Origin of the sequence: Asticcacaulis sp. AC460 (assembly GCF_000495795.1) — a bacterium.
In the GTDB taxonomy this organism is placed as follows: domain Bacteria; phylum Pseudomonadota; class Alphaproteobacteria; order Caulobacterales; family Caulobacteraceae; genus Asticcacaulis.
In genome coordinates this window covers 92,576-116,565 of record NZ_AWGD01000020.1, presented here as the reverse complement: position 1 = coordinate 116,565, position 23,990 = coordinate 92,576, and the positions used below count along the sequence as shown (strand labels likewise).

Genomic DNA, 23,990 nt, shown 5'->3' with positions numbered 1-23,990 from the left:
AGCGAAAGGATTATTGCTGCGGGATATTCAGGCCCGGCGGCAGGCCGCCGGGCAGGGTTTGGGTCTTGGCCTCCGGCAGGGCCATGATCGACTTGACCGCCGGCCCAGCGCCCGAGTCGATGGCCTGGACGGCCAACTGGGCGCGTTGCTTCAGGCCGTCCGGCGCGTCCAGCGCAAACGACAGGGCATTGAGGTCGGCCCGGGCACCGGTGGCGTCGCCGTTTTGCAGCTTGGACATGGCCAGGGCTTCCTTGGCCAGATAGGCATAGGGGCGCTTGTCGGCCGTCAGCGGCGTCAGACGCTTCTGGCTGTCGGCGAAGACGCCCTTGTCCATGACCAGATAGGCGGCCTTCAGCGCGGCAAGGTCGCCGACACGGGGATCGCCCGACGCCTTGGCAGCCTCATCGAACAGCCGGATAGCGTCGTCGATCTTGCCGTCACGATGGGCCAGACCCGCCAGCTGCATCAACGACATGGCCTTGTAGGTGGAATTGCTCCCCTTGGCCGTCGTCTCGAAACTGGCCTTGGCGGCGGCGCTGTCCCCCTTGTCGGCGGCCTCGATGCCGGCCTGGAAGGTTTCCGACGCCTTGGCCGATTCCTGGTCCTGCCAGGTTGTGAAACCCCAGACCCCAAGCGCGCCCGCCAGAGCCACAGCGCCAATCCCGGCGGCCCAGGGGGCGGCCTTTTTGGCAATGCGGGTCCATTCCTGGGCGCGCAGGTTTTCTTCGGTTTCTTCAAAAATATCGCTCAACGGAGCATCCCTAGTCTTATCGTTTGCGGGCGGCCATGGTTAAGGCGCGCATCCTTGTCGGCGCGAACCTAGCCAAAGCCTCAGGCTTGCGCAACCGTTATACGGTGCACACCCGCCCCCTAACTCATGTCAGAGCTTATTACTTAGCAAAATATGTCTCTTCTGGGGCGGGAAAGCTGCGCGCCCTGACATCTTTGGCGTATTGCGCGGCGGCCGTGGCGATTTCGCCGCGCAGGTCGGCATAGCGGCGCACGAACTTGGGCGACCAGTCGAACAGGCCCAGCATGTCGTCAACCACCAGGACCTGGCCGTCGCAGGCGTTCGAGGCGCCGATTCCGATGGTCGGCGCCTTGACCATATTGGTGATTTCGCCCGCCAGGTCGGCGGCAACCCCCTCGATCACGATCGCAAAAGCGCCGGCCGCGTCCGTCGCCAGGGCTTCCTTGATCACCTTGTCGCGTTCCGCCTCGGTCCGCCCCTTGGCCTTGAACCCGCCGTCGACATTGACAGCCTGAGGCCTGAGCCCGACGTGGCCCATGACGGCGATACCGCGCCGGACCAGATATTCGATGGTGTCGGCAACCGTCGGACCGCTTTCGACCTTGACGGCCTGGGCCCCGGTCTCCTTGAGCAGTTGGACGGCGTTCTGGAAGGCCTGCTCAGGTCCGGCCTCGTACGAACCAAACGGCATGTCGATGACGACAAAGGCACGCCGGGAGCCGCGCATGACGGCCTTGCCGTGCAGCGACATCATATCCAGGGTCACACCGATCGTATTGGGCAGGCCGTGAACCACCATGCCGACACTGTCGCCCACCAGCAGAATATCGCAGTGGTCGTCCAGGATTTCCGCCATGGGCGCCGAATAGGCCGTCAGAACGACCAGAGGCTCCTTGCCCTTGCGGGCGATGATATCCGGTGCGGTGACCCGCTTGACGGGGGCTTGGGTGTGGCTGCTCACAAACGCGAATCCTATGCTGTCGGGCAGCTAGGGGTCTATGGTGAGTCGAAAAACGTTAGCTAACGAGACGCGGAGCGGAGCGTACTCTTGTACGTGAGCACCGCATCACAGTTAGATGACGTTTTGCAGACCGCCAGAGGCCCCTAGATGGCTTCTTCTTGGGAGTAGGCGTAATACACACCTACGATGGCAAGACATAGGGAGAAGCTGACCCAAAAAAAGGCCGGAGTCTGCATATAGCTGAGATATTGCGCCGACGAATCCATCACATTCATCAACTGCTGCCGCACCACATCGACCAGTTCGACACCGGCCCGCCAGGTTTCGTCGCTTTCGACCGCCGCCAGAGAGCGGCTGTAAACCGACTGGCCGCCGACCTGAAAGTCAGGCATCCGGATCAGTTGCGCCAGGGCGTACACGCCGCCGATGAAGCCCGCCAGGACCACCAGCCACTGCCGCAGCCACAGCTTGACCTTGAGCCCCCGCATGACACGTTGTTCGAAGGCAGCGGCATCGTCATAGGCCGTCGGCGCCGAAAACAGGTCTTCTATATCGCTGTCTTTCATGATCCGGTTTCCAGAACGGCGTGCGTGGTATTCGAGGATGGCGCCAACGCCAGTTTCAACTGGTCCAGCGCCCGGCGGATATGACTCTTGACGGTGCCCAAAGGCATCTTCAGTTCGTCCGCGATCTCCTGATGGCTCATATCGCCACTGAAATTGAGGCCCAGACATAGTCTTTCCACAGGTTTAAGGCGATTTATGGCCGCATCAAGGCCGGGGCTACGAAAATTTTCGTCGATCGCCGTGGGTTCAGGTTCGAAGGCCGTCATATCGTCGGTCAGCAGGTATTTTTGCGACGACTTGACCTTCTTCAGGTAGCGCCGGGCGGCAATCTTTTTCAGCCACCCGATAAAGGGGCCGTCGAAACGATAGTCGCCCAGACGTTCGTAAGCAGTCATGAAGGCTTCCTGGGCCGTGTCATCGGCATCGGACGCTTGGGCGCCCATACGGCGAAGATGGGTCCGGATGGTACCGGCATGCCGCTGGACCAGCCCGGCAAAGGCATTCCGGTCGCCGGAGGTGCACAATCGCACCAGATCGACGTCGGATTGCCGGGAAAAGTCCAGCCTGTCGCCTGAAATAGCCATAGCCTTAGGTCTTCCGGGTTGCCGCAGCTATGACTATTTCGAACGCGTGTTCAGGCCGATAATGCCCAAAATCAGGAGGGCTACGCCGATCAGGCCGGGGATGGCCGCAATTCCCGAAAGATCACCTCCCAGTTCGTCATGATCCAGATAGTGCCAGATCATGATCCCTCCGGCGATCGCCATGAGAATCAGACCCGCCCGGACGTCGTTCATGGGCGTCTTCGCCTTGGGAACGGCGCGTTGCAGGCTCTCCATGAATTCCGCTGGCAAGGTTTCGCCCTTCTCGATCGCCGTGCGAACCGTCTTCTGAAGCTCGGTTCGGTCACGTGACCGGAAATACGCAATAATGCCAACGATCAGGATCGGCACGCTGCAGCCGAAAATAATCGCGATAATTCCAACAATTTTACCGTCCATGAGATCTCCTCTCGGTCGTAACAAGTTCGCCGTCTTGCCGGCTCTGATGACAAGAGGCGCCGAAGCCGCCTATCGGATGCACGGATTCGGATTAAGTTTTTGTAATTCCATTTTCGCCGTTTTGCGCTATGGACACGGTTAACGCGACGGGCCAATGTGCCGCCCGTTCACGATTATGAATGCCTGAGTCTGCCCGCGGGAAAGCTCCCTGCCCGGCCTGAGGTTTTTGGAGAGAGATTTATGGCATTTCTTGCCTCGGCCATCATGGCCCTGTCCCTGTTTCAGGCCACGCCCGCGGCTGATGTACCCCCCCAGGCCGCACCGCCGGCGGCCGAATCACGCGGTAACATCTTCACGCGCTGGCTGCCCGGAAAGCGCAAGAAGGCCGCCGACGCCGAAGCCACCGCGGCACCGGCCGAAGCCGGACAACAAACCGACGTCCGTGTTCGCGGCTTCCGCAGTTGGAAGCAGATGTTCCCGGATAAGAAGCAGAAGCCGCTGTCGGAATATCACGGCGACAAGATCAAGACGCAGCGCTGGTCGTCGGGCCAATGGATTATCGAGGTTCGTCGTGACGGCTTTGCCGACGGCACGCAATGCTACCTGCGCACCCGGGAAATGCTGGGCAAGAGCCGTATCCACTACGCCGACGGCGTCCTGGGCTTCCGCTTCAAACACTATGTCGATCCCAACAAGGTCTGGTTCCGCGTCGATGACCGTCCGTCCAAGTCGTGGCGCTCCGTCTTCCGCGACCTGCACATGCTGGGGCTGACGGTAAAGCCCTACAGCAGCGACTTCCGCGAGGAAACGGTCATCCTGATCCCGGCCGACGAACTGACCGGCGCCCAGGAAATCGCCATCCGTCCGCAAGAAGAAGGCAAACCGGAAAAGTTTGACATCGAAGGCTTTGCCGAGGCCATGGCGGCGTCCAAGCGCGTGGGCTGCGAGACCTATGTTCGCGAAGATTTCTAGGTTTATTCTGGCGGTGGCTACGGCCGCCGCGATCCTGCCCGGTACCGTGTTCGGCGGCGAGCTGACCGGAACCTGGGAACGCGGCAACGGCAAGGCGCGCATCCGTTTCGAGCCTTGCGGTGCCGAACTGTGCGCGGTGATCGCCTGGATCCGGCCGGACGTGAAAAAGGGCAAGGTCGGCCAGACTGTCTTCCGCAAACTGAAGCGGACCGGCGATAACAGCTGGACGGGCGAAGCCTTCAACCCCGAGGACGGGCGCACCTACAAGGGTTCGGTCGACCTCAGGGACGGCAAGCTGCACACCAAGGGCTGCGCCCTGGCAGGCCTGATCTGCAAGTCCGATACTTGGACGCAGGTGAATTAGACCGCCTTCTCCAAGGCCGCCACCGTGTCCGGCCGAAACCCCGTCAGCACCTGTTCGCCGATCTCGATAACCGGCCGCTTGATCATCGACGGCTGGGCGATCATAAGTTTGATGGCCTTGGCCTCGTCGAGATCCGCCTTGGCCTCCGGCGGAAGGTCCTTGAAGGTTGTGCTGGCCTTGTTCAGCACTTTTTCCCAACCGGCCTTGGCATTCCATGCCTTCAGCTTCGCGGCATCGATGCCGGACTGCTTGTAGTCATGGAAATGATAGGCGACACCGCGGCTCTTCAGCCAGTCGAAGGCCTTTTTCATCGTGTCGCAGTTGGGAATGCCGTAGATGGTCAGCATGGGTGCTCCTTAAACCGGCGGCACCGTTAGCACGACTCTTCAAGCCGTCAAATCAACTCGGCAGCTCGCTGGTGCTGCCCCAGAAGCTGACCACCTGGCGCAGCGTCTTGGCGTATTCCGTGCCGTCGAACGGCTTCACGACATAGCCATTGGCGTGACGCTCGAAACATTCGCGGATATCGGCGGGTGATTCGGAGCTTGTAAACATCACGACCGGGATCGACCTGAATTCGGTCGATTCCTTGACGACATTCAGGAAGGCCTTGCCATCCATACGCGGCATGTTGATGTCCAGCAGGATCAGGTCCGGCGTCTTACCGCCCTCGTACTGGCCTTCCTTATGCAGGCACTCCAGCGCCTGGTTGCCGTTATTGGCCACCGTCATCCGTACCGGAGGCACAGCCGTCGTCAGGGCCCGCCGGGTCATCTCGACATCACCCTCATTGTCTTCGACCAGAAGGATGTCGAGTTGCGGACGCATGGCGGTCAGTCTCCGTCGGGCAGGGTGAAGGTGAACACACTACCCTCACCCGGACGCGAGGTAAAGCTCATGTCGCCACCACACAGGCGAACAAATTTCCGGCAGGTCGAAAGGCCGATCCCTGTGCCGGGATAGTCGTCCTCGCGATGGAATCGCTGGAAAATGGTGAAAAGCCGGCTCGAAAAGGCGGGATCGATGCCGATACCGTTGTCGGCCACATCGAAGCGCCAGAGGTGGCCTTCGCGTTTGGCCGTCACGGACACCTCCGGCGGCTGGCTGCCGTCCTGAAATTTCAGCGCATTGCCGACCAGGTTCTGCAACAGGACCCGCATCAGGGTTGGGCTGGTTTTCAGAATCGGCAGACCGTCCGACATCACCACGGCATGTTTGCGTACAATGGTGTCGTGGAATTCGTGGACCACCTCGTCATAGATTTCGCGGCAGTTGACGACCTCCAGCTTGACCTCCTCGCGGCCGACGCGGGAAAAGTTGAGGATGTCGCGGATCATCTTCTGCATCCGCACGGCATTGTCGCGGATATAGTCGAGATAACGCTTGCTGTCGTCGCTCAGTTCGTCGCCGGCGAACTCGGTCAGGACCGTGGCGTAGGAGTTCATCATCCGCACCGGTTCCTGCATGTCATGCGAACAGACATAGGCGAACCGCTCCAGTTCCTCGTTCGACTGGCGTAACGACGCGTTCAGTTGCAGGATCTGCTCGCGCTGGCGGTACAGGTCGAGATAAACGCTGACCTTGGACTTGAGGATGTCGGGATTGATCGGCTTGAAGATATAATCGACAGCGCCGATCTGGGCCGCCTGGGTGGCGAAATGGTCTTCCTTGCTGATGGCGGTAATGAAGATGATCGGCACATTGGCCATGCTGGGCCGGGTCTTCATCAGCTGGGCGGTTTCGAATCCGTCCATAACCGGCATCTGAACATCCAGCAGCACGATGGCGAACTCGGTCTTCAGCACCAGGTTCAGTGCCTTTTCCCCGGAATCGGCGGTGATGATCTCGGCGCCCAGCGGCCGCAACAGCGCCTGGGTCGCCAGCAGGTTCTCGCGGCGATCGTCGACGATCAGGATCCTGGGCGGAGTCACACCAGCCATACCCGGCGCATACTCAGAACGATTCGGTGTCACGGCGCTCATCGCGGACACTCTGAGGTTGCAGTTGTATCAGGCATTTCCGTCTCCGGCTATCCACGCTCGCAGTTCCCCATCCATGCAAGTCCTACCCTAAAACGGCTGAATTTCCGCGAGAAATCACATTTTGGGTGAACGTCCCGTCTTTATGGTAAACGCAATCGGCGGTGGCGCTTAAGGAAGGATGCTTACGAAGCGTCAAGTCTGCCGGGTTAAGGTGGCGCGGGCAGAAAAGTTTCGGGGCAGGCCATGAAAGCCATATTGAACGCCATCGGCACCTTTATTGTGGTCCTCTATGCCATCGTCGCCGGCACAGCGGTCTTTACCGACGATCGGGTTAGTCCATCGCAGCCCGGCCTGATGGCCATTGCGCTCCTGATCGCGGCGGCGGCGGCCGGCACGCACTGGTGGATCTGGGGTCGCATCCCCAGTCCGGCACCCATTCCGATCCCCGTCCCGACGGCCCCCGAAACCTCTCCGGCTTTCACCGACCGCCTTACCCGCGTCGCCACACCGACCGGCGGAACACCGGTTCACAGGCCACCCCAGAGACTGACGGCGACCAAAGAGATCCGGGCGGGCGGCCGCAACGCCATCGTCTTCCGTCAGCATTTTCCACCGCACACCGGCGCAGGTGCCTTAAGCTTCTTCGGCGGGGTCCCCTTGGCTTCAAAGCATTTCTCATGGCCCCAAGCTTCGTCCAAGCCGCTGACCTTCCTGATGCAGATTGACTGTGCCGCGATCCCGGCCACGGGTCACCGCAACCTCCTGCCCCACAGCGGCGTGCTCTATGTTTTCCTGGACCTGGCCTGGGAGCACCACGACCATTTCCGAATCGTCTACGAACCCGGGCCGACGACGGGTTGGGCGCCCGTAATACCGCCGCCGGCCTTGGACCTCGCTTACGGCAAACACGCCCCCTATGTCTGGGAATGGACGCAATCGGCAGGGGAATGCCCGCAAACCCTGCCGCGCTGGCCGTTCGAGCCCGTGGTGATCGACTTGCCACCCCATGTCCCCGATCCGGAGGCGCCGGATGCGCCCATCCTGTGGCCGGACGACAAGGCCGTGGCCGACGAACTGCGCCGCGCTCAGGGCGATGACGTGCTGTCCGAACCCTTCTCGGTCAAGGACCTGGTGGTTACCAGCGGACTGAACCGCCCCTTCGCCAACTATCCCCAGGACTGGCGCGCTGTTCAGATCGCCTGCGGACTGATCCTGGAACGGTTGAAACCACACCGCCTGCCCTCGACGGCGGCGCTGCGCGACCTGTCGCAAGCCGAACGTGATACCAAGATCGAAAGCCTGCGCGAGGCCACCCAAGCCTGGCGGAACTATGCCGAGGGACAATCACCCTTTTGGGCCGTACCTGGCGACCCGGCGGCAGCTTTCTTCGCCTTCCTGTCCGAGCACAGTTGGCTGACCTATGCCATCATCACCCAGGCCCTTACCCTGTCGGTCGAAGCCTCACTTACGGCCGGCCCCGAAGCCGCGGCACGGATACCGCCGGAAACCGCTCGCCGCGTCCACGGCCGTCATGCCCTGGCCTCGACCTCCACCTACGGGTTCCATGCGGTGACGCCGGACCGCATACTGGCCCCGCCCTGCGATGTCCAGGGCAACCAATATGCACGCGCCCAGACGCATCTTCTCCTGCTGGAACTGTCGTCGAACGACGGCATTGCGCACTTCTTCGGTGAAGGCGTCTACCAGTTCTGGATCACGCCCGAAGACCTGAAGGCCCGCCGTTTCGACCGGGTCGAACTCACGGCCGACGCCTACTGAGAAAAAAGTCCGAATCCCGGCAAAAAGGGCTTGCTCCGGCCCCAGGGGCAGGCCCGACAGATGGCGGCGTCTGAAGAAGGACTTCTTATCTTGAACCAAGCTGTTCGTTACCTCAGCCCGGCGGAAACCGCGAGACGCCTGGGTGTCAGCGGCAAGGCCCTGCGCATCTACGAAACCCGCGGCCTGGTGCGTCCCGAGCGCACCCTGGCCGGCTGGCGTGTCTATGGCCCTGACCAACTGGCCCGGCTACAGCAGGTCCTTGCCCTGAAAGGCTTTGGCCTGTCACTGAGCCGCATCGCCGGGCTGCTGTCAGGCCGCACCGCCGACCTGGCCACCTTCCTGACCATGCACCAAGCCATGTTGCAGCGTCAGAAGGCGGAGGTGGAACGCGCGCTCTCCCTGGTGGCGTCCGCCCGCGAACAGCTTGCCCGGGATGGCAGTCTCTCTTCAGACGACCTGATCCACCTGACTCGAGAGACCCTCATGACCAACCCGAACGCCCAAAGCGCCACCTATGATGAAATCGCTGCCAAGCACCTGACGCCGGAAGAACAGAACCTCCTGACGACAAACGGCTTTGCCGGCATGGACAAGCCTAACAGCGACTGGGACGATCTGATCGCCGAAGCTGGCCGGTTGATGCCGAGCCATGCTCCGGAAACGGCCGAGGCCATGGACCTGGCACGACGCTGGATGGCCCAGGTGGCGGTCGCGACCGGCGGCGACAAGTTACTGACCATGAAGGTCCGCGCCGTCGCCATCGACATGCTGGACCAGCCCGACTTCCAGGCGCAGTCGAAAAGCTCCACCGCTATGATGGACTATATCGGCAGGGCTTATGGCGCCGCGATAGCAGCGGGCATTTGCGCCAAGCCTTAAATGTTGGTCAGGCGGTCGTCACAGCAACAACCGCCTGATTGACTACGCTTGACCGATTCCGGGCGTTCGCTATGGTTGAGAAGAATTCCGAAATCGTGACGTAGCCATGGCTGTTGATTGGACTGACGAGCAAAATGACACCATTGTCGCCGACTACTTTGCCATGTTGGAAAACGACATCAGCGGACGTCCCTACAGCAAGGCAGAGCACAACCGCGCTCTGCAAAGCCGGATTAATCGTCCTCGCGGGTCGATAGAATATAAGCACCAGAATATCAGCGCCGTTCTTAAGGGTTTGGGACAGACGTGGATTTCCGGCTACAAACCCGCGTTCAATTTTCAAATGTCATTAGTTGATGCCGTCGTACGACGGCTAGACCTATTACCGGAAGGCGCAACCTTCCAACCTGTTATTTCGAAGTACTCACCAATCGGCGTTCAGGAAGACTCACCTCTTTGGATTGGACCGCCGCCAACTCTCGGTAATTCATTGCCGCCAGCTGAAACAGCCGAAATGGCGGCTATTGCCCGCAAGTATGACGTCGCGGCCCGAGATGCCCGGAACCGACAACTTGGACGGGCAGGAGAAGAACGTGTGTTGGCTCATGAGCGCGCCAAACTTCAAGCCGCGGGAAGACGCGACCTAGCAGAACGCATTCGATGGGTCTCGGAACTGGACGGGGATGGCGCGGGCTTCGACATCGGAAGCTACGATACCGAAGGCAATCGACGCCTTATAGAAGTGAAGACGACGAACGGGTGGGACCGCACACCTTTTCATATCACACAAAACGAACTGGCGGTTTCAGAGGCGAACAGCAATGAGTGGATACTCTTTCGCCTATGGAATTTCACAAGAGAACCTCGTGCATTCGAAATTCGCCCACCTTTGTCGCGACATGTTGAGTTGGTAGCAACTAGCTACGAAGCCAACTTCATGTAAGTTCACGTACACGAATAGGGAACGCCTACTCCCACTCGATCGTGCCAGGCGGCTTGGACGTCACATCATAGACCACGCGGTTGACGCCGCGGACTTCGTTGACGATGCGGGTGGCGCAGCGGCCCAGAACCGGCCACGGGAACTCGAAAAAGTCCGCCGTCATGCCGTCGCTCGACGTCACCGCGCGCAAAGCCAACACGTCCTCATAGGTCCGGGCATCGCCCATAACGCCCACCGTTTTGACCGGCAGAAGCACGGCAAAGGCCTGCCAGATCTGGTCGTACAGACCCGCCTTGCGGATTTCATCGAGATAGATGGCGTCGGCTTCCTGGAGGGTTTTTACCTTTTCCGGCGTTACGGCGCCCGGAATGCGGATCGCCAGACCCGGTCCGGGGAACGGATGGCGGCCGACAAACTGTTCGGACAGGCCTAGTTCGCGGCCTAAAGCCCGCACTTCGTCCTTGAACAGCTCACGCAGCGGCTCGACCAGTTTTAGCTTCATATAGTCCGGCAGACCGCCGACATTGTGGTGCGACTTGATTACCGCCGAAGGGCCACCCGAAGGCGACACGCTCTCTACCACGTCAGGATATAACGTCCCCTGGGCCAGGAACTGCGCGCCATCGATCTTGGCGGCCTCGGCGTCAAACACGTCGATAAACAGCTTGCCGATGGTCTTGCGCTTGGTTTCGGGATCGTCGATCCCCGCCAGCGCACCGAGGAAAAGCTCTTGCGCTTCAACATGGATCAGCGGGATGTTGTAGTGATCCCTGAAGAGGGAAACCACCTGCGCTCCCTCCTCCTTGCGCAGCAGACCCGTGTCGACGAAGACGCAGGTCAGTTGCTCGCCGATGGCTTCGTGGATCAGGACGGCGGCGACAGAGGAATCAACCCCACCCGACAGGCCGCAGATGACTTTACCCGAACCGACCTGGGCACGGATCTTAGCCACCTGCTCGTCGCGGAACGACGCCATCGACCAGTCGCCGGTAAAGCCGGCGATTTCGAACAGGAAGTTGCGGATAATGTCGGTGCCGCGGGCCGTGTGGACCACTTCCGGGTGGAACTGCACGGCGTAGAACTTGCGCGCTTCATCAGCGATAGCGGCATAGGGCGCGCCTTCCGACACGGCGATGACCTCGAAGCCTTCGGGTATGGCGGTGACGCGGTCGCCGTGGCTCATCCACACGGTTTCGCTGTCATTCAGCCCCTTGAAGATCGGCGACGGCTTGACGATGTTGATGTTCGCGCGCCCGAATTCGCGGTCATGGCCGGCTTCGACCTTGCCGCCCAGCAGGTCGCACATCAGTTGCTCGCCGTAGCAGATGCCGAACACCGGCAAGTTCATCTCGAACAGGGTCGCGTCGATCTTCGGTCCCTGGTCGATGACGCTGTGCGGTGACCCCGACAGGATCACCGCCTTGGGGCGCAGGCTGTCGATGGCGTGGGCCGCCTTGGTGAAGGGGTGGATTTCGCAGTAGACGCCGCATTCGCGCACCCGGCGCGCGATCAGTTGGGTGACCTGGGAACCAAAATCGATGATGAGAAGCGCTTCGTGATGAGCGGGCACTTAGGACGTCCTTGTATAGGCGGCGATGAAGAAGCCGTCGGTGGCAGTGGTATGGGGGGTGAGGCGCAGGCGGTGGCCTGCCGAAAGTTGGGTCAGGTGCGCCGCCTGATCGATATAAAGACCGGCCATCCCGGCCAGGCTGTGGATCGGCAAGGCATCGAAGGCCGGGTTCTGCGCTTCGAACGCATCGGCCGTGGCGGCGTTTTCGTCGTCCAGTACCGAACAGGTGACATAGACCAGCCGGCCGCCGGGCTTCACGCAGCGCGCCGCCCGCGACAGGATATGGGTTTGCAGGTCGTGCAGCCGCTTGACCTCGGCCTCGTTCAAGCGATGGGCTTCCTCGGGGTGACGGCGCCAAGTGCCGGAACCCGAACAGGGCGCATCGACCAGAACGAGGTCGGCGCCGCGCAGCAGTTCAAGCTGCGTCTCATCTTCCGGATCGAAAAAATGGACGAAATGGGCCGACGCACCGGCGCGCTGCAGCCTGGGTTCGATGGCGCGCAGACGTTTTTCGACGACATCGCAGGCATAGATCTCGCCATTGCCGTCCATCATCTGAGCCAGGGCCAGGGTCTTGCCGCCGCCGCCGGCGCAGAAATCGACGACTTTGTCCGCCCCCGGCAACAGACCGGCACCGGCCAGGAAGGCGGCCAGTTGCGAACCTTCGTCCTGGATTTCGATCAGCCCCTGCTGATAGGCCGACAGCTTGACCAGGTTGGGCGGCGGCTCGGCCGGCAGGCGGATGCCAAAGCGCGAAAACGGCGCCGGTTGCGGCGAGAGCCCCTCCTCACCCAGAACCTTAAGCATGGCATCGCGGGTCGTGCGGGCACCATTGACCCGTAGATCGATGGGGGCCCGCGGCATCATCAGGTCGGTGGCTTCAGCGGCCCAATCGTCGCCGAACTGCTGCTGGAAACGGCCGACCACGAATTCCGGCAATCCGGTTTTCACCCACAAAGGGGCATCACCGTCAACCGATGAAATCAGGGATTTTTCTTCATCCGTCAAAGGTTTCGGCCCATAGCCTGAACCGTTGAACAAGGTCTCGATCTCGTCCAGAGGCGCGCCATCGATCAGGGCCAGCGATGCCAGGACCAAAGCCCTGCCCTGCCCGGCCGACTTTTCGGTCTTCTGCATCGCCCACAACAGGCGCGACCGGGCACGCGTACAGCGATAAACCCGGTCGGCAATGGCGCGGCGGTCTTTCGAGCCGGCATAGCGATGGCCTTGCCCCCACTGCTTCAGGACGGCTTCCGCCGTCGCCCGCGTCCCGGACAACTGGTCCAGGATGTCGGCGGCGGCTTGCAGGCGGGCGGCTGGCGTCAAAGGGCGTGTCCGAAAAAGAGCGTGTACAGGCACATCAAAAGGCCGATCAGAGAGAATATCCAGGCCAGCGAACGGATGCCACGCACACCGAGGACGTAGAGCGGCACATAGGCGATGCGGCCGACCAGGTAGATGTGCGATCCCCAGATCGAAATCAGGTCCGACTTCGCTGAAAAGTTCAGGCAGACCGCAACAACCGCAAAGAAAACATAGGTTTCCATGAAGTTGGCAAACGCCCGTTGCAGCCGTCCGGCCACCGGCGGCAGCTCGAACGGCGTATCGCGCGGACCGGCGTTCCACTTCGGATAGCCGGGCGCCGTATAGGCCGCGACCGGCGCGGCCAGCAGGGTGATCAGACCGACCAGCCCCGCCCAGACCGCAACCCAGAGTTCCTGTGTCATGACTATTGCCCAATCCTATTGTCTGTAGTTGGGCGCTTCCCGCGTGATCATCACGTCATGGACATGGCTTTCGCGCAAGCCGGCATTGGTGATGCGAACGAAGCGTGCCCGGGTCTGGAACTCTTCGATGGTCGGGGCACCGACATAGCCCATGGCGGCGCGCAGGCCGCCGACCAACTGGTGCAGCACCGGGGCGATCGGCCCCTTGTACGGCACCTGGCCTTCAATGCCTTCGGGGACCAGCTTCATCGAGTCGCGAACCTCTTTCTGGAAGTAGCGGTCCGCCGAACCCGACGCCATGGCGCCCAGCGAGCCCATGCCACGGTACGACTTGTACGACCGGCCCTGGTACAGGATGACCTCGCCCGGCGCCTCTTCGGTACCGGCGAACATCGAGCCCAGCATGGCGGTCGAAGCACCCGCCGCAATGGCTTTTGCGAGGTCACCCGAGAACTTGATGCCTCCGTCGGCAATGACCGGCACGCCCGAGTCCTTGGCCGCGCGAACGCTGTCCAGGATGGCGGTCAGTTGCGGCACGCCGACGCCAGCGACGATGCGGGTGGTGCAGATGCTGCCCGGCCCGATACCGACCTTGACGGCGTCGGCGCCGGCATCGATCAGGGCGCGGGTGGCGTCATATGTGGCGACATTGCCGGCAACGATCTGGACCTTGTTGGTCTCCTTGCGCAGCCGGGTCACGGCCTGGGACACCAGGCTGGAATGGCCATGGGCGGTGTCGATGACCACCACGTCGGCGCCGGCCTCGACCAGGGCCATGGAGCGCTCGAAACCGGCGTCCCCGACGGTCGATGCACCCCCGACCAGCAGACGGCCGGAGGAGTCCTTGGCGGCGCTGGGATAGGCCTGGGACTTTTCCATGTCTTTGACGGTGATCAGCCCGACCGACCGGTAAGCTTCGTCAACGACTATGATGCGCTCGATACGGTGGCGCGCCATCAGGTCGCGGGCGCGGGACTGATCGACGCCCTCGGTAACGGTAATCAGGTTGTCCCGCGTCATCAGCTCGGCGGCGGTCTTGGAACCGTCGCTCTCAAACCGGATGTCGCGGTTGGTCAGGATGCCGACCAGCTTGTTGGTCTCGCGCTCGACGACCGGAAAGCCCGAGATGCTACGGCGGGCGATGATGTCGCGAACCTCCGCCAGCTTGGTGTCGGGATGGATGGTGATCGGGTTAATGACCATGCCGGACTCGAAGCGCTTGACGGCGCGAATTTCGTCGGCCTGCTGTTCGTTGGTCAGGTTGCGGTGGACGATGCCCAATCCGCCGGACTGGGCCATAGCAACCGCCAGCTTGGCTTCGGTGACCGTATCCATGGCCGAAGAGACCAGCGGGATGTTCAGGTTCAGCGTGCGGGTGAAGCGGGTCTTCGTTTCGACCTGAGTGGGCACGACCTCAGAGGGGCCGGGCTCCAGCAAAACGTCGTCGAAGGTGAGGCCTTCGCGTATATCCATAAGGGACTCTCCATTTTGCGAGGTGTGCATAGGGGAATCGCCGGAGGAGGTAAAGGGGCGTGGGAACAAATTATTGTTTCGGTTCTCGTGATATCTGTAACACATGGGGTTTCGTGATAGAATGGACCTTCCGACGGAGGGGAAAACCATGCAAGTTGAACAACGCTTGGATTCTGCTTCTCAGAAGGCTTTGGTTTGATGTCGGCGCCCGCACCCTTCGCCTCTATGTCGCCGTTCCTGCGGGCCCTTGGTGCGTCGGCTGTGGGAACCGCCGCCATGATGGCGGCTTTGGCTGTCTGCGCGGTGATAACGGCACTTCAGCAAGGCGGCGGATATATGCCATTCGGTTCGATGGCGCTTGGTCTCGTCTTCCTTTTTGCCGTTGCCTTGGTTCCGGTCGCCGGAATCGGCATACCCACGCTTCTCCTGCTGGCTCGCTGGCGTCTGGACCGCTGGTGGTTGCTTAGTCCGTTTGGGTTTTTCTGCGGCTACGGCCTTGGCGCCGGCATGACTTTTTTGTTTTGGCCGATACTTGCCAGTGATGAACCGACCGGCGAATGGCAATTCTGGGATTCTGGTCATCTCATCACGGGAAGTTTGGGCGTTTTGACCACCCTCGCTGCATGGGTGGTTTGGCGGTTTTGGCGGTCCAAGCCCCCTGCGCCAGCGGCCGACAGTTTCTAACCGGCCGCGTTATAGGCGGCGCGCAGCCATCCCAAAAGTTCCGTGTCGATTTGGTCCGACCCGGTCACACGCACCCGGTGCGTTACCATGGCGTTCCAGCTTCCTGCGGCCTCCAGCCGCTCACCAGGATCGAAGCCCTTCAGCTTGATCCCGACATCCATGCGCTCAACGCCGACCTGGACGATGCCGAACTTCATCTTGCCGCGGTTCAGATTTATGTAGCCTTCCGCTGGAGCGATCTCGTTTTCGCCAAAGCCGTTGACTTCGGCCGCCAGCGCATCGAAAGCGCTCTGCCATATCGCCTTCTTGCCGGCGAAATGCGCCGCCAGCTTATCATCGGCTGATTTCGGCCCGCCGGCGGCATCCTGTTTCAGTACGGCCGCGATCGCATTCGCGTGGCCATGTCCCAGGCCCAGTTCGCCCTTGGCCCAGGCCAGGATGTCGGCATGTTTGGTCAATCCGCGTTCGGCGGCGATGCGGCGGAAATCGTCGGGTCCCAATCCCGTCTTTTCGCGGATGGTATCGAGATAGGCCTGGGACGACATGCTACTCGATCTTCTCGGCCTTGGTGATGTTCTTGTACATCGACAGCACCGGCACCCGGAAGCCGTAATAGCTGATCTTGAAACGCCCCTGTTGGGCCAGCTTGCCCTGGATATCGGAGGAGTTGAACTTGAAATAGTGCAGGCTGTCGGTGTTGCGATAGGTACCGTCGCTGGTGAAGACCAGATAGACATCCTGGCGTTTGCCGTGCCGATCCATAAGCTTGTTTTCAACGTGGGTGACGGTAACCTCCGTCGAGCCCGCGGTCCAGTACGGGCAGGTCGCCCAGCCGACGAACACGGCAACCACAACCACAAGAATGGTGACAATCAGTCTCTTCACGTCCAGCCCTCCTAATGCAGCCGCAACCCTAACCCCGCGATTGCAGGGCGGCAATGGCATTACCCCTTAAAGCCCGTCGCCACGATGTAGATTTCCGTCGAACCGGCGCGGCTGGACTTGGGCTTCATGTGCTTGACCACTTCGAAGGCGTGCTTCAACTTCAACAGCAGTTGTTCCGTCTCGCCGCCCTGGAAGGCCTTGGCGACAAAGGCGCCGCCGGGCTTGAGATTGTCGAGCGCGAAGTCGCCGGCCATCTCCAGCAGCCCCATGATCTTAAGGTGGTCGGTCTGTTTGTGTCCGACTGTATTGTGCGCCAGGTCGGACAGCACGATATCCGGCTTGCCCCCCATCAATTCGATCAGTTGCGGGCCGATAGCCGGATCGGTAAAATCGGCCTGCAGGATATCAGCGCCCGGCACCGGATCGACCGGCAACAGGTCGACGCCGACGACGTGCGCCGCGCCGCGCTTTTTCGCGACCTGGACCCAACCGCCAGGCGCGCAGCCCAGGTCGATGACGCGGGATCCGCGCTTGAGCAGGCGAAAGCGTTCGTCGATCTCGATCAGCTTGAAGGCGGCGCGCGATCGCCAGCCCTCAGCCTTGGCCTGCTGGACATAAGGGTCGTTCAATTGCCGTTCCAGCCACTTGGCAGAGGATTGCGTGCGGTACTTGGCAGTCTTGACGGCGGTGTGGCCTTTACCGCGTCCGGCCAGGGTTCCGCCCTCGGGCGGCTTGACCATGCGGCGACGTTCGGGCTCTTCGGGAGTATCGTTCATGCCGCGTCTATATCAGTCGGACCCATGTCACGAAAGCTTCCAAATTCCTTTCTTACATTCAACCCGCTAAACCGCCATCAGAACGAAAGGACTCAAGCCATGCGCCCTGCCCTGTTCCTGATCCCGCTTTTCCTGCTATCGGCCTGTGGGCCGTCCGAAAAGCCGGCTGACGTCGCCACCGCCGCCGAGGTGGAAGCCGCCTCGCAACTGCCGCAAGTGACCTATGTCGACTCATCGGAAAAGGCCGGATCATGCCGCCTTGAGATCGGCGACGAGGAAGCCCACAAGCTGGCGCAACGGTGCGTCAGGCTGTCCCCCGAGACCAAACAGCTCTGCGATGTCGACACGTCCTGCAAGATCATCCGGACCGAAATCAAGCGTGCCTGCGACAACCTGCCGATCAACCTGCAACTGCCGGCGGAATGCGGCTGACGATTCCGGATTTGCAATCGCGCCGCCTTACGCCTATGTCAGGCGCGATTTACCGCCCCAAGGAGCCTTAAACCATGGCCGATGATGCCGAAAACACCCTCATCCTCACGCTCGACACCGGCCCGGTGACGATCCGCCTGCGCCCCGACCTGGCGCCGAACCACGTGGCCCGTATCAAGGAACTGGCGCGCGAAGGCTTCTATGACGGCATCGTCTTCCACCGCGTCATCCCGGGCTTCATGGCCCAGGGCGGCGACCCGCAAGGCCAGGGCTTTGGCGGTTCGGGCAAGAAGCTGAAGCAGGAATTCAACGCCGAACCGCACGTCCGCGGAGTCTGCTCGATGGCTCGCTCGCAAAATCCGGATTCCGCCGACAGCCAGTTCTTCATCTGCTTCGACGACGCCCGCTTCCTGGACAAGCAATACACGGTCTGGGGCCAGGTCACCGAAGGCATGGAAAACGTCGACGCCCTGCCCAAGGGCGAACCGCCGCGCGCGCCGGGCAAGATCGTTACCATGCGCGTTGCCGCCGACGTCGTTTAAAACTCTCGGCTTGAGCTTAAAAGCTTGTTAAGGCCCACATCGTTAAGATGTGGGCCTTAATAGTACCAAGCCGTAGTAGAGTACCCTATGCCCAAGCGTTCGCGTATCAGCCTCAATGTCGATGGCCTCAACCGCATTCTGTTTATCCGGCTGCACAGCCTGCGCGACGAACGCGCCAGCCCGGACCTGATCGACCGCCTGGGCAAGGTGGACAAGCCCTGGACCTACGACGCGCTGTTCGATTTCCGCCGCTATGAAGCGGAACTTTCCGGCGACTACCTGTCCTTCCTGACTCACAAATGGCGCGCCCTGACCGAAGGCCGCGACCGCGACCGCCGCATGGCTCTGGTCAGCCCCTGCCCAGTCCTGCATCTGCAACTGCGTGAATTGCGCGGCGCCATGCCGGACCGCGGCATCGCCGTTTTCGAATCGTTCGACGAAGGCCTGGACTGGCTGAAAACGGGCGCCGCGCTTGCCGCGTGATCGGATTGCAAAAAATTGCAACCGCCTCAATACTACCTTAAGGCCGTTGTGACATGGTGATTGTCCCGCCAGGACAAGACCCTATGAGCCGTTCGCGCATCACCATCACCTTCGACGAAACCTGCCGCATCTTCATCGCGCGCTATTTCGGCGAAATCGAAGGCGACGAGATCAATGATGGCATGATGGATCAACTGCTTAAGGTCCATGAGATCTGGACCTATGACTGCATCATTGACATGCGTCGGTATGACGGCACCGTCCTGGTCGGCGAGATTGAAGACCTGGGGCAACGCTGGTCGGCCTTTGCCAATGGCCGCGACCGCGGCTGCTTCACCGCCATCATCAGCGAAGATTCGCTGGTAAGGGCGCGGCTGCCGGTAACTCAGTCGCTGTTTCCGACACGCAGCACCGAAATCTTCCCGAGCTTCGACGAAGGCCTGGACTGGATCAAGGTCCAGCGCGGCTATCTGCAAAAGGCGCTGGCGGTTTAAGCCTTGACCTGAGCGGCATTTGCGCGTTTGAGACGCGCCATGCTGGTTTCCGACTTCGATTTCGACCTTCCCGACGACCGTATCGCCCTGCGCCCCGCCGAGCCGCGGGAATCCGCGCGCCTGTTACGCGTCGACGCGCAGGGTGACCTGACCGATGCCAAGGTCGGCGATATCGCGCAATTTCTGAAGCCTGGCGACCTGCTGGTGGTCAACGACACCAAGGTGTTGCCGGCGCAGTTGCATGGGGTGCGCCGCCGCGGCGACAGCGAGGTCGCCATCGAGGCGACGTTGATAAAATCTACTGGCACCACGCAGTGGCAGGCGTTTCTGAAGCCCGGACGTAAGGTCAAAATCGGCGATCACTTGCACTTCGGCAGCGATATTGAATTGCAAGCGATCGTGGCTGACAAGGAAGAAGATGGGCGATATACCCTTGATTTTCAACAGACTCCGCAGGAGTTGATCGAGCGGTTGCACGTCATCGGCGCCATGCCCCTGCCGCCCTATATACGGTCGAAACGGCGTGAGGACGATCAGGACAAGCGCGATTATCAGACGATTTTTGCCAACGAAGAAGGCTCGGTCGCAGCACCGACGGCGGGGCTGCATTTCACTTCGCAATTACTGGAAGTGTTACAAAACGGCGGGGTTGGGGTGGAGCGCATAACCCTGCACGTCGGCGCCGGGACCTTCCTGCCGGTCAAGGTCGAGGACACAAACGACCATGTCATGCACGCGGAATTCGGCGTCATAACAGCGGAATCCGCCGCCCGCATCAATGCCGCCCGCGCCGCCGGTGGTCGCATTGTGTGCGTCGGAACCACGTCGCTGCGCCTGCTGGAAAGCGCTTGCGATCCGCAAGGCACCATACAGGCCTTCGCTTCCGAGACCGCCATCTTCATTACGCCGGGCGTGGTGGTGCGGTCCTGCGACCTGCTGATGACCAACTTCCACCTGCCGAAATCGACCCTGTTCATGCTGGTCAGCGCCCTCGCCGGCACCGAGGTCATGAAGCGCGCCTACCGTCACGCCATCGACGACGGCTATCGTTTCTTTTCGTATGGCGACGCCTGCCTGCTGGACAACACTTCGCGAAAACTGGAAGTTTAAACATGAGTGCCTTCCCCTTCACGATCCACGCCTCGCAAGGCCAGGCCCGCACCGGCGTCTTGAAGACGCCGCGCGGTGACATCCCCACCCCCATCTTCATGCCGGTCGGTACCGCCGCCACCGTCAAGGCCCTGACGCTCGACATGGTCCGCCAGAGTCATGCCAAGATTATTTTGGGCAACACTTACCACCTGATGCTGCGGCCGGGGCCCGAGCGCGTGAAGCGCCTGGGCGGCCTGCACAAATTCATGGGCTGGGACGGTCCGATCCTGACCGACAGCGGCGGCTTCCAGGTGATGAGCCTGTCCAAAATCTCCAAGGTCAAGGAGGACGCCGTCACCTTCGCCTCGCACATTGACGGATCGAAACACGTCCTGTCGCCGGAGCGGTCGATCGGAATCCAGGCCGACCTGCTGGGCTCGGACATCGTCATGCAACTGGACGAGTGCGTGTCATGGCCGGCCGAAGAGAAACGCGCCCAGGAGGCCCTACAATTGTCGGCGCGGTGGGGGCTGCGCTCGAAACAGGCTTTCGGCACGCGCGACAGTCAGGTGCTGTTCGGCATCCAGCAGGGCTCGACCTTTGAGCATCTGCGCCGCGAATCGACCGACCGCCTGATGGAGATCGGCTTCGACGGCTACGCCATCGGCGGGCTGGCGGTCGGTGAAGGCCATCGCGCCATGTGCGACACACTGGATTTCTGCGCGCCCCTGCTGCCTTGGGACAAGCCGCGCTACCTGATGGGGGTGGGCAAGCCGATCGACCTGCTGGAAGGCGTGGCGCGCGGCGTCGACATGTTCGACTGCGTCCTGCCGACCCGGTCGGGCCGCCACGGCCAGGTGTGGACCTGGGACGGGCCGATCAATATGAAGAATGCCCGCTTCGCCGAAGACGACGCACCGCTGGACGCGACCAGCGACTGCCCGGCCAGCCGTGACTATTCCAAGGCCTATCTGCATCACCTGGTGCGCGCTGAGGAGATCCTGGGTCAGGTCCTGCTGTCGTGGCACAACATCGCCTTCTTCCAGGCGCTGATGATCCGGATGCGCGAAGCGATCGCCGCCGGCACCTTCGATAAGCTGCGCGCCGAACTGCTCAGCCGCTGGACGCGTGACGTTACGTAAACTGCATTTTCGCCACAGTGGCGAGCTTTGTTACGCAAACGCAGCAATTCTGTTGCAAATGCGTCATGGCGGCGTAACCCTCCCCCTATTGCGGACTCCACAACGGAGCCGGATCAACAATCAGGCAGGTTACGGCAAGGAAGGCACGTCTCTTCACATCTGAGGGAACATGCCCATGCTGTCTCGTAAATCCGCGCGTCTTGCCGTCCTGCTGGGCGGCGTCTCCACCCTTGTTTTCGCCGTCCCGGCCATGGCCCAGGAGGAAGGCGAAGAGGTCATCGTCACCGCCACCCGCCGCAGCGAAGCCGCCCGCGACGTCCCGCTCGCCGTCTCGGCCATCTCCGGCGAAAAGCTGGGGATACTGAATTCGTCCGGCCAGGACATCCGTCTGCTGTCTGGGCGCGTGCCGTCCCTGATCGCCGAATCGTCGTTCGGCCGGACCTATCCGCGCTTCTATATCCGCGGCCTGGGCAACACCGACTACGACGTCAACGCCGCCCAGCCGGTGTCGGTCGTCTATGACGATGTGGCTTTGGAAAATCCGATCCTCAAGGCCTTCCCGATCTTCGACGTCGCCTCGGTCGAAGTCCTGCGCGGCCCGCAAGGCACGCTGTTCGGCCGCAATACCCCGGCCGGCGTGATCAAGATCAACTCGGCCAAGCCCTCCGACGTCTTCGGCGGCTTCGGCAGCGCCTCGGTCGGCACCTATGGCAGCACCAACCTGGAAGCCGCCGTCACCGGTCCGCTCGCCGACGGCATCAATTTCCGCCTGTCGGGCCAGATTCAGCACCGTGACGACTGGGTCGAAAACACCGCCACGACCGGCGTCGCCGACGACATGCTGGAAGGCTATACCGACCGCGCCGCTCGCGCCCAGATCTCGTATAAGAAGGGCAATTTCGACGCCCTGTTCAACATCCACGCCCGCAGCCTGGACGGCACGCCGCGCGTCTTCCGCGCCGGCTTGTTCAAGCAAGGCAGCAACGACTTCTCCGACGGTTTCGACGTCGAAAAGGTCGCCCTGGACGGCGTCACCTCGCAATCCCTGTCGTCCTCGGGCGTCGGCATCCAGTTGAACTATGTCTTCGACGGCGTCGGCACGCTGCATTCGATCACCGGCTATGAGACGGCCAAGGTCGAAAGCTCGGGCGATATCGACGGCGGTGACACCTACACCTATCCGCCGCTGGGCCTGAACAACGCCCTCTTCCCCAGCAGCACTGGCGGCATCTCCAAGCCGCAGGAACTGAGCCAGGAAGTGCGCTTCGAGTTCGATCCGTGGGGCAATGTCAGCGCCCAGGCCGGCGTTTATTTCTTCGAACAGAAGCTGTATTACAACGAGCTGAACTATGACGGCGCCGGCGCGGTCAACGCCAATGTCCTGCACGAAAACTACCAGACCAACTACGGCCTGTTCGTGTCGGGTGAGTACAAGCCGACCGACCTGCTGACCGTCCGTGGCGGCCTGCGTTTCTCGGCCGACCGCAAGACCGACGAGATTTCCGGTACACCGGTCCTGACCGGCGTCACCCTGCCGGCGGAATCCACGGTGCGCGGCGACAATGTCTCCGGCGATCTCAGCCTGACCTATGAGGTGTCGCCGACGACCAACATCTATGCCCGCATCGCCACCGGCTATCTGGGGCCTGCAATCCAGGACCGGGTGAACTTCGTCTTCACCCCGACCGTGCCGACCGTGGAAGAGCAGACCACGACCTCGTACGAAACCGGCATCAAGTCCGTCTATTTCGGCCGCAAGCTGACCCTGGACGCCTCGATCTACGGCTATGAGACCGAGAACCTGCAACTGACCGCCGTCGGTGGTTCGAACAACTCCGCCAAGCTGATCAATGCCGAAAAGGCCATCGGCTACGGGCTGGAGCTGGACCTGACGGCCAAGCCGATCCCGAACCTGCTGCTGACGGCGGGCGCCAGCTACAACTACACCGAAATCCAGGATCCGACCCTGGGGGTCGGCCCCTGCGGTTCCGGCATGTGTACGGTCAAGGACCCGGTGGTCGGCGGCCTGGCCATGATTGACGGCAATCCCCTGCCCCAGGCGCCGAAATATGTCGCCAACTTCACGGCCCGCTATGCCTGGCCGCTGGAAAATGGCGGCCAGGTCTTCGCCTACACCGACTGGTTCTACCGTTCGGAGGTCAACTTCTTCCTGTATGAAGCGGTCGAGTTCGAAGGCAAGCCCGAGTTCATCGGCGGTCTGCGTGTGGGGTACCTGACCGATGAAGGCACGGAGTTCGCTGTTTTCGTCCGCAACATCACCGACGAAATCCGCGCCGAAAGCGCCATCGACTTCAACAACCTGACCGGCATGGTCAATGATCCGCGCACCTTCGGGATCGCCGTCCGCAAGTCGTTCTAAAGTCCAGGTTGGGCAACACCTCCTCCTCACTTTGTGGGGAGGGGGGATTTCTTGGTGCCAAGGCCTGCTGAATTGGTTGATTGGAAGCGGAAAGACCGGCGGGCCAAATCCC

Annotated in this window: 28 protein-coding genes; 13 read left to right on the top strand and 15 right to left on the bottom strand. The window is 61.5% G+C overall.

What is annotated here, in order from left to right; translation table 11 throughout:
- Positions 1-10 precede the first annotated feature (10 nt).
- The 5 genes from ABAC460_RS36235 to ABAC460_RS36215 all read right to left on the bottom strand — a co-directional run bounded on the left by ABAC460_RS36235 (position 11) and on the right by ABAC460_RS36215 (position 3,279).
- The gene (locus tag ABAC460_RS36235) at positions 11-751 is read right to left on the bottom strand and encodes a tetratricopeptide repeat protein (protein WP_023453606.1); all 741 of its coding nucleotides are present in this window, start codon (positions 749-751) and stop codon (positions 11-13) included.
- A 139-nt stretch (positions 752-890) separates the two neighbouring features.
- Positions 891-1,712 carry a 3-methyl-2-oxobutanoate hydroxymethyltransferase gene (gene panB, locus ABAC460_RS36230; RefSeq protein ID WP_023453605.1) on the bottom strand — a complete coding sequence of 274 codons (822 nt, stop codon included), beginning with the start codon at positions 1,710-1,712 and terminating at the stop codon, positions 891-893.
- Between the two features lie 143 nt (positions 1,713-1,855).
- On the bottom strand, positions 1,856-2,278 hold the full coding sequence (locus ABAC460_RS36225; protein WP_023453604.1) for a hypothetical protein: 423 nt from the start codon (positions 2,276-2,278) through the stop codon (positions 1,856-1,858).
- The gene (locus ABAC460_RS36220) at positions 2,275-2,862 is read right to left on the bottom strand and encodes an RNA polymerase sigma factor (RefSeq protein WP_023453603.1); all 588 of its coding nucleotides are present in this window, start codon (positions 2,860-2,862) and stop codon (positions 2,275-2,277) included. The genes ABAC460_RS36225 and ABAC460_RS36220 overlap by 4 nt, the downstream gene beginning before the upstream one ends.
- A 33-nt stretch (positions 2,863-2,895) precedes the next feature.
- Complete coding sequence (locus ABAC460_RS36215) at positions 2,896-3,279, bottom strand: DUF6249 domain-containing protein (RefSeq protein WP_023453602.1); 384 nt, start codon at positions 3,277-3,279, stop codon at positions 2,896-2,898.
- A 240-nt stretch (positions 3,280-3,519) separates the two neighbouring features.
- Here ABAC460_RS36215 and ABAC460_RS36210 point away from each other — a divergent pair, with 240 nt between their 5' ends.
- Both ABAC460_RS36210 and ABAC460_RS36205 read left to right on the top strand, forming a co-directional pair.
- Positions 3,520-4,251 carry a hypothetical protein gene (locus ABAC460_RS36210; RefSeq protein ID WP_023453601.1) on the top strand — a complete coding sequence of 244 codons (732 nt, stop codon included), beginning with the start codon at positions 3,520-3,522 and terminating at the stop codon, positions 4,249-4,251.
- Positions 4,232-4,615, top strand: a complete 384-nt coding sequence (locus ABAC460_RS36205; protein ID WP_023453600.1) for a DUF2147 domain-containing protein — start codon at positions 4,232-4,234, stop codon at positions 4,613-4,615. Before ABAC460_RS36210 ends, ABAC460_RS36205 begins: the two co-directional genes overlap by 20 nt.
- On the opposite strand, the gene ABAC460_RS36200 is transcribed toward ABAC460_RS36205, so the two are convergent.
- From ABAC460_RS36200 to ABAC460_RS36190, 3 genes are read right to left on the bottom strand one after another with little or no spacing between them, the layout of a single operon-like run.
- Entirely contained in the window at positions 4,612-4,962 is a 351-nt protein-coding gene (locus tag ABAC460_RS36200; RefSeq protein WP_023453599.1) for an arsenate reductase, read from the bottom strand. The two genes, ABAC460_RS36205 and ABAC460_RS36200, sit on opposite strands and share 4 nt — an antisense overlap.
- Before the next feature lie 52 nt (positions 4,963-5,014).
- On the bottom strand, positions 5,015-5,443 hold the full coding sequence (locus tag ABAC460_RS36195) for a response regulator (protein ID WP_023453598.1): 429 nt from the start codon (positions 5,441-5,443) through the stop codon (positions 5,015-5,017).
- Positions 5,444-5,448: 5 nt separating this feature from the next.
- Positions 5,449-6,555: a sensor histidine kinase gene (locus ABAC460_RS36190; RefSeq protein WP_023453597.1), complete on the bottom strand. Its 1,107-nt coding sequence runs from the start codon at positions 6,553-6,555 to the stop codon at positions 5,449-5,451.
- 285 nt (positions 6,556-6,840) lie between these two features.
- Here ABAC460_RS36190 and ABAC460_RS36185 point away from each other — a divergent pair, with 285 nt between their 5' ends.
- The 3 genes from ABAC460_RS36185 to ABAC460_RS36175 all read left to right on the top strand — a co-directional run bounded on the left by ABAC460_RS36185 (position 6,841) and on the right by ABAC460_RS36175 (position 10,198).
- Positions 6,841-8,376, top strand: a complete 1,536-nt coding sequence (locus ABAC460_RS36185; RefSeq protein ID WP_023453596.1) for a DUF1963 domain-containing protein — start codon at positions 6,841-6,843, stop codon at positions 8,374-8,376.
- A 90-nt stretch (positions 8,377-8,466) separates the two neighbouring features.
- On the top strand, positions 8,467-9,255 hold the full coding sequence (locus ABAC460_RS36180) for a MerR family transcriptional regulator (RefSeq protein ID WP_023453595.1): 789 nt from the start codon (positions 8,467-8,469) through the stop codon (positions 9,253-9,255).
- A gap of 106 nt (positions 9,256-9,361) precedes the next feature.
- A complete protein-coding gene (locus tag ABAC460_RS36175; RefSeq protein WP_023453594.1) occupies positions 9,362-10,198 on the top strand; it encodes a DUF3883 domain-containing protein in 837 nt (278 codons plus the stop codon).
- A gap of 25 nt (positions 10,199-10,223) precedes the next feature.
- Here ABAC460_RS36175 and guaA read toward each other — a convergent pair whose 3' ends face one another.
- The 4 genes from guaA to guaB are packed head-to-tail and all read right to left on the bottom strand — an operon-like array spanning position 10,224 to position 14,968.
- Entirely contained in the window at positions 10,224-11,768 is a 1,545-nt protein-coding gene (gene guaA, locus ABAC460_RS36170) for a glutamine-hydrolyzing GMP synthase (protein ID WP_023453593.1), read from the bottom strand.
- Positions 11,769-13,094 carry an RsmB/NOP family class I SAM-dependent RNA methyltransferase gene (locus ABAC460_RS36165; RefSeq protein WP_023453592.1) on the bottom strand — a complete coding sequence of 442 codons (1,326 nt, stop codon included), beginning with the start codon at positions 13,092-13,094 and terminating at the stop codon, positions 11,769-11,771.
- Positions 13,091-13,495 (bottom strand): MAPEG family protein, encoded by a 405-nt coding sequence (locus tag ABAC460_RS36160; protein ID WP_023453591.1) that lies wholly within the window; start codon positions 13,493-13,495, stop codon positions 13,091-13,093. The genes ABAC460_RS36165 and ABAC460_RS36160 overlap by 4 nt, the downstream gene beginning before the upstream one ends.
- 15 nt (positions 13,496-13,510) lie before the next feature.
- Positions 13,511-14,968: an IMP dehydrogenase gene (gene guaB, locus ABAC460_RS36155; protein WP_023453590.1), complete on the bottom strand. Its 1,458-nt coding sequence runs from the start codon at positions 14,966-14,968 to the stop codon at positions 13,511-13,513.
- Positions 14,969-15,244: 276 nt separating this feature from the next.
- On the opposite strand from guaB, the gene ABAC460_RS36150 reads away from it, so the two are divergent.
- Complete coding sequence (locus ABAC460_RS36150; RefSeq protein ID WP_155914643.1) at positions 15,245-15,652, top strand: hypothetical protein; 408 nt, start codon at positions 15,245-15,247, stop codon at positions 15,650-15,652.
- Here the strand turns inward: ABAC460_RS36150 and ABAC460_RS36145 are convergent.
- The 3 genes from ABAC460_RS36145 to ABAC460_RS36135 are packed head-to-tail and all read right to left on the bottom strand — an operon-like array spanning position 15,649 to position 17,313.
- Positions 15,649-16,197: a DUF4287 domain-containing protein gene (locus ABAC460_RS36145; RefSeq protein WP_023453588.1), complete on the bottom strand. Its 549-nt coding sequence runs from the start codon at positions 16,195-16,197 to the stop codon at positions 15,649-15,651. The genes ABAC460_RS36150 and ABAC460_RS36145 overlap by 4 nt on opposite strands.
- Before the next feature lies 1 nt (position 16,198).
- Positions 16,199-16,537, bottom strand: a complete 339-nt coding sequence (locus ABAC460_RS36140; protein WP_023453587.1) for a DUF1523 family protein — start codon at positions 16,535-16,537, stop codon at positions 16,199-16,201.
- A gap of 59 nt (positions 16,538-16,596) precedes the next feature.
- Positions 16,597-17,313, bottom strand: a complete 717-nt coding sequence (locus ABAC460_RS36135; protein WP_023453586.1) for an RlmE family RNA methyltransferase — start codon at positions 17,311-17,313, stop codon at positions 16,597-16,599.
- 99 nt (positions 17,314-17,412) lie between these two features.
- On the opposite strand from ABAC460_RS36135, the gene ABAC460_RS36130 reads away from it, so the two are divergent.
- From ABAC460_RS36130 to ABAC460_RS36100, 7 genes are all read left to right on the top strand, one after another.
- On the top strand, positions 17,413-17,745 hold the full coding sequence (locus ABAC460_RS36130) for a hypothetical protein (protein ID WP_023453585.1): 333 nt from the start codon (positions 17,413-17,415) through the stop codon (positions 17,743-17,745).
- 74 nt (positions 17,746-17,819) lie between these two features.
- Positions 17,820-18,287: a peptidylprolyl isomerase gene (locus tag ABAC460_RS36125; protein ID WP_023453584.1), complete on the top strand. Its 468-nt coding sequence runs from the start codon at positions 17,820-17,822 to the stop codon at positions 18,285-18,287.
- Positions 18,288-18,374: 87 nt separating this feature from the next.
- Positions 18,375-18,770: a hypothetical protein gene (locus ABAC460_RS36120; RefSeq protein ID WP_023453583.1), complete on the top strand. Its 396-nt coding sequence runs from the start codon at positions 18,375-18,377 to the stop codon at positions 18,768-18,770.
- Positions 18,771-18,853: 83 nt separating this feature from the next.
- Positions 18,854-19,264 carry a hypothetical protein gene (locus tag ABAC460_RS36115; RefSeq protein WP_023453582.1) on the top strand — a complete coding sequence of 137 codons (411 nt, stop codon included), beginning with the start codon at positions 18,854-18,856 and terminating at the stop codon, positions 19,262-19,264.
- A gap of 39 nt (positions 19,265-19,303) precedes the next feature.
- Positions 19,304-20,374 (top strand): tRNA preQ1(34) S-adenosylmethionine ribosyltransferase-isomerase QueA, encoded by a 1,071-nt coding sequence (gene queA / locus ABAC460_RS36110; RefSeq protein WP_023453581.1) that lies wholly within the window; start codon positions 19,304-19,306, stop codon positions 20,372-20,374.
- A gap of 2 nt (positions 20,375-20,376) precedes the next feature.
- Positions 20,377-21,498, top strand: coding sequence for a tRNA guanosine(34) transglycosylase Tgt (gene tgt / locus ABAC460_RS36105; protein ID WP_023453580.1), 1,122 nt, complete (start codon positions 20,377-20,379; stop codon positions 21,496-21,498).
- A gap of 175 nt (positions 21,499-21,673) precedes the next feature.
- Positions 21,674-23,878, top strand: coding sequence for a TonB-dependent receptor (locus ABAC460_RS36100; protein WP_023453579.1), 2,205 nt, complete (start codon positions 21,674-21,676; stop codon positions 23,876-23,878).
- The last annotated feature ends 112 nt before the right edge of the window (positions 23,879-23,990 follow it).

What these genes read in the sequence shown, in the direction of transcription:
- ABAC460_RS36225 (WP_023453604.1), bottom strand. Translation starts at nt 2,278, where the DNA reads ATGAAAGACAGCGATATAGAAGACCTGTTTTCGGCGCCGACGGCCTAT.
- ABAC460_RS36220 (WP_023453603.1), bottom strand. Translation starts at nt 2,862, where the DNA reads ATGGCTATTTCAGGCGACAGGCTGGACTTTTCCCGGCAATCCGACGTC.
- ABAC460_RS36215 (WP_023453602.1), bottom strand. Translation starts at nt 3,279, where the DNA reads ATGGACGGTAAAATTGTTGGAATTATCGCGATTATTTTCGGCTGCAGC.
- ABAC460_RS36210 (WP_023453601.1), top strand. Translation starts at nt 3,520, where the DNA reads ATGGCATTTCTTGCCTCGGCCATCATGGCCCTGTCCCTGTTTCAGGCC.
- ABAC460_RS36205 (WP_023453600.1), top strand. Translation starts at nt 4,232, where the DNA reads ATGTTCGCGAAGATTTCTAGGTTTATTCTGGCGGTGGCTACGGCCGCC.
- ABAC460_RS36200 (WP_023453599.1), bottom strand. Translation starts at nt 4,962, where the DNA reads ATGCTGACCATCTACGGCATTCCCAACTGCGACACGATGAAAAAGGCC.
- ABAC460_RS36195 (WP_023453598.1), bottom strand. Translation starts at nt 5,443, where the DNA reads ATGCGTCCGCAACTCGACATCCTTCTGGTCGAAGACAATGAGGGTGAT.
- ABAC460_RS36190 (WP_023453597.1), bottom strand. Translation starts at nt 6,555, where the DNA reads ATGGCTGGTGTGACTCCGCCCAGGATCCTGATCGTCGACGATCGCCGC.
- ABAC460_RS36185 (WP_023453596.1), top strand. Translation starts at nt 6,841, where the DNA reads ATGAAAGCCATATTGAACGCCATCGGCACCTTTATTGTGGTCCTCTAT.
- ABAC460_RS36175 (WP_023453594.1), top strand. Translation starts at nt 9,362, where the DNA reads ATGGCTGTTGATTGGACTGACGAGCAAAATGACACCATTGTCGCCGAC.
- ABAC460_RS36160 (WP_023453591.1), bottom strand. Translation starts at nt 13,495, where the DNA reads ATGACACAGGAACTCTGGGTTGCGGTCTGGGCGGGGCTGGTCGGTCTG.
- guaB (WP_023453590.1), bottom strand. Translation starts at nt 14,968, where the DNA reads ATGGATATACGCGAAGGCCTCACCTTCGACGACGTTTTGCTGGAGCCC.
- ABAC460_RS36150 (WP_155914643.1), top strand. Translation starts at nt 15,245, where the DNA reads ATGATGGCGGCTTTGGCTGTCTGCGCGGTGATAACGGCACTTCAGCAA.
- ABAC460_RS36145 (WP_023453588.1), bottom strand. Translation starts at nt 16,197, where the DNA reads ATGTCGTCCCAGGCCTATCTCGATACCATCCGCGAAAAGACGGGATTG.
- ABAC460_RS36135 (WP_023453586.1), bottom strand. Translation starts at nt 17,313, where the DNA reads ATGAACGATACTCCCGAAGAGCCCGAACGTCGCCGCATGGTCAAGCCG.
- ABAC460_RS36130 (WP_023453585.1), top strand. Translation starts at nt 17,413, where the DNA reads ATGCGCCCTGCCCTGTTCCTGATCCCGCTTTTCCTGCTATCGGCCTGT.
- ABAC460_RS36125 (WP_023453584.1), top strand. Translation starts at nt 17,820, where the DNA reads ATGGCCGATGATGCCGAAAACACCCTCATCCTCACGCTCGACACCGGC.
- ABAC460_RS36120 (WP_023453583.1), top strand. Translation starts at nt 18,375, where the DNA reads ATGCCCAAGCGTTCGCGTATCAGCCTCAATGTCGATGGCCTCAACCGC.
- ABAC460_RS36115 (WP_023453582.1), top strand. Translation starts at nt 18,854, where the DNA reads ATGAGCCGTTCGCGCATCACCATCACCTTCGACGAAACCTGCCGCATC.
- queA (WP_023453581.1), top strand. Translation starts at nt 19,304, where the DNA reads ATGCTGGTTTCCGACTTCGATTTCGACCTTCCCGACGACCGTATCGCC.
- tgt (WP_023453580.1), top strand. Translation starts at nt 20,377, where the DNA reads ATGAGTGCCTTCCCCTTCACGATCCACGCCTCGCAAGGCCAGGCCCGC.
- ABAC460_RS36100 (WP_023453579.1), top strand. Translation starts at nt 21,674, where the DNA reads ATGCTGTCTCGTAAATCCGCGCGTCTTGCCGTCCTGCTGGGCGGCGTC.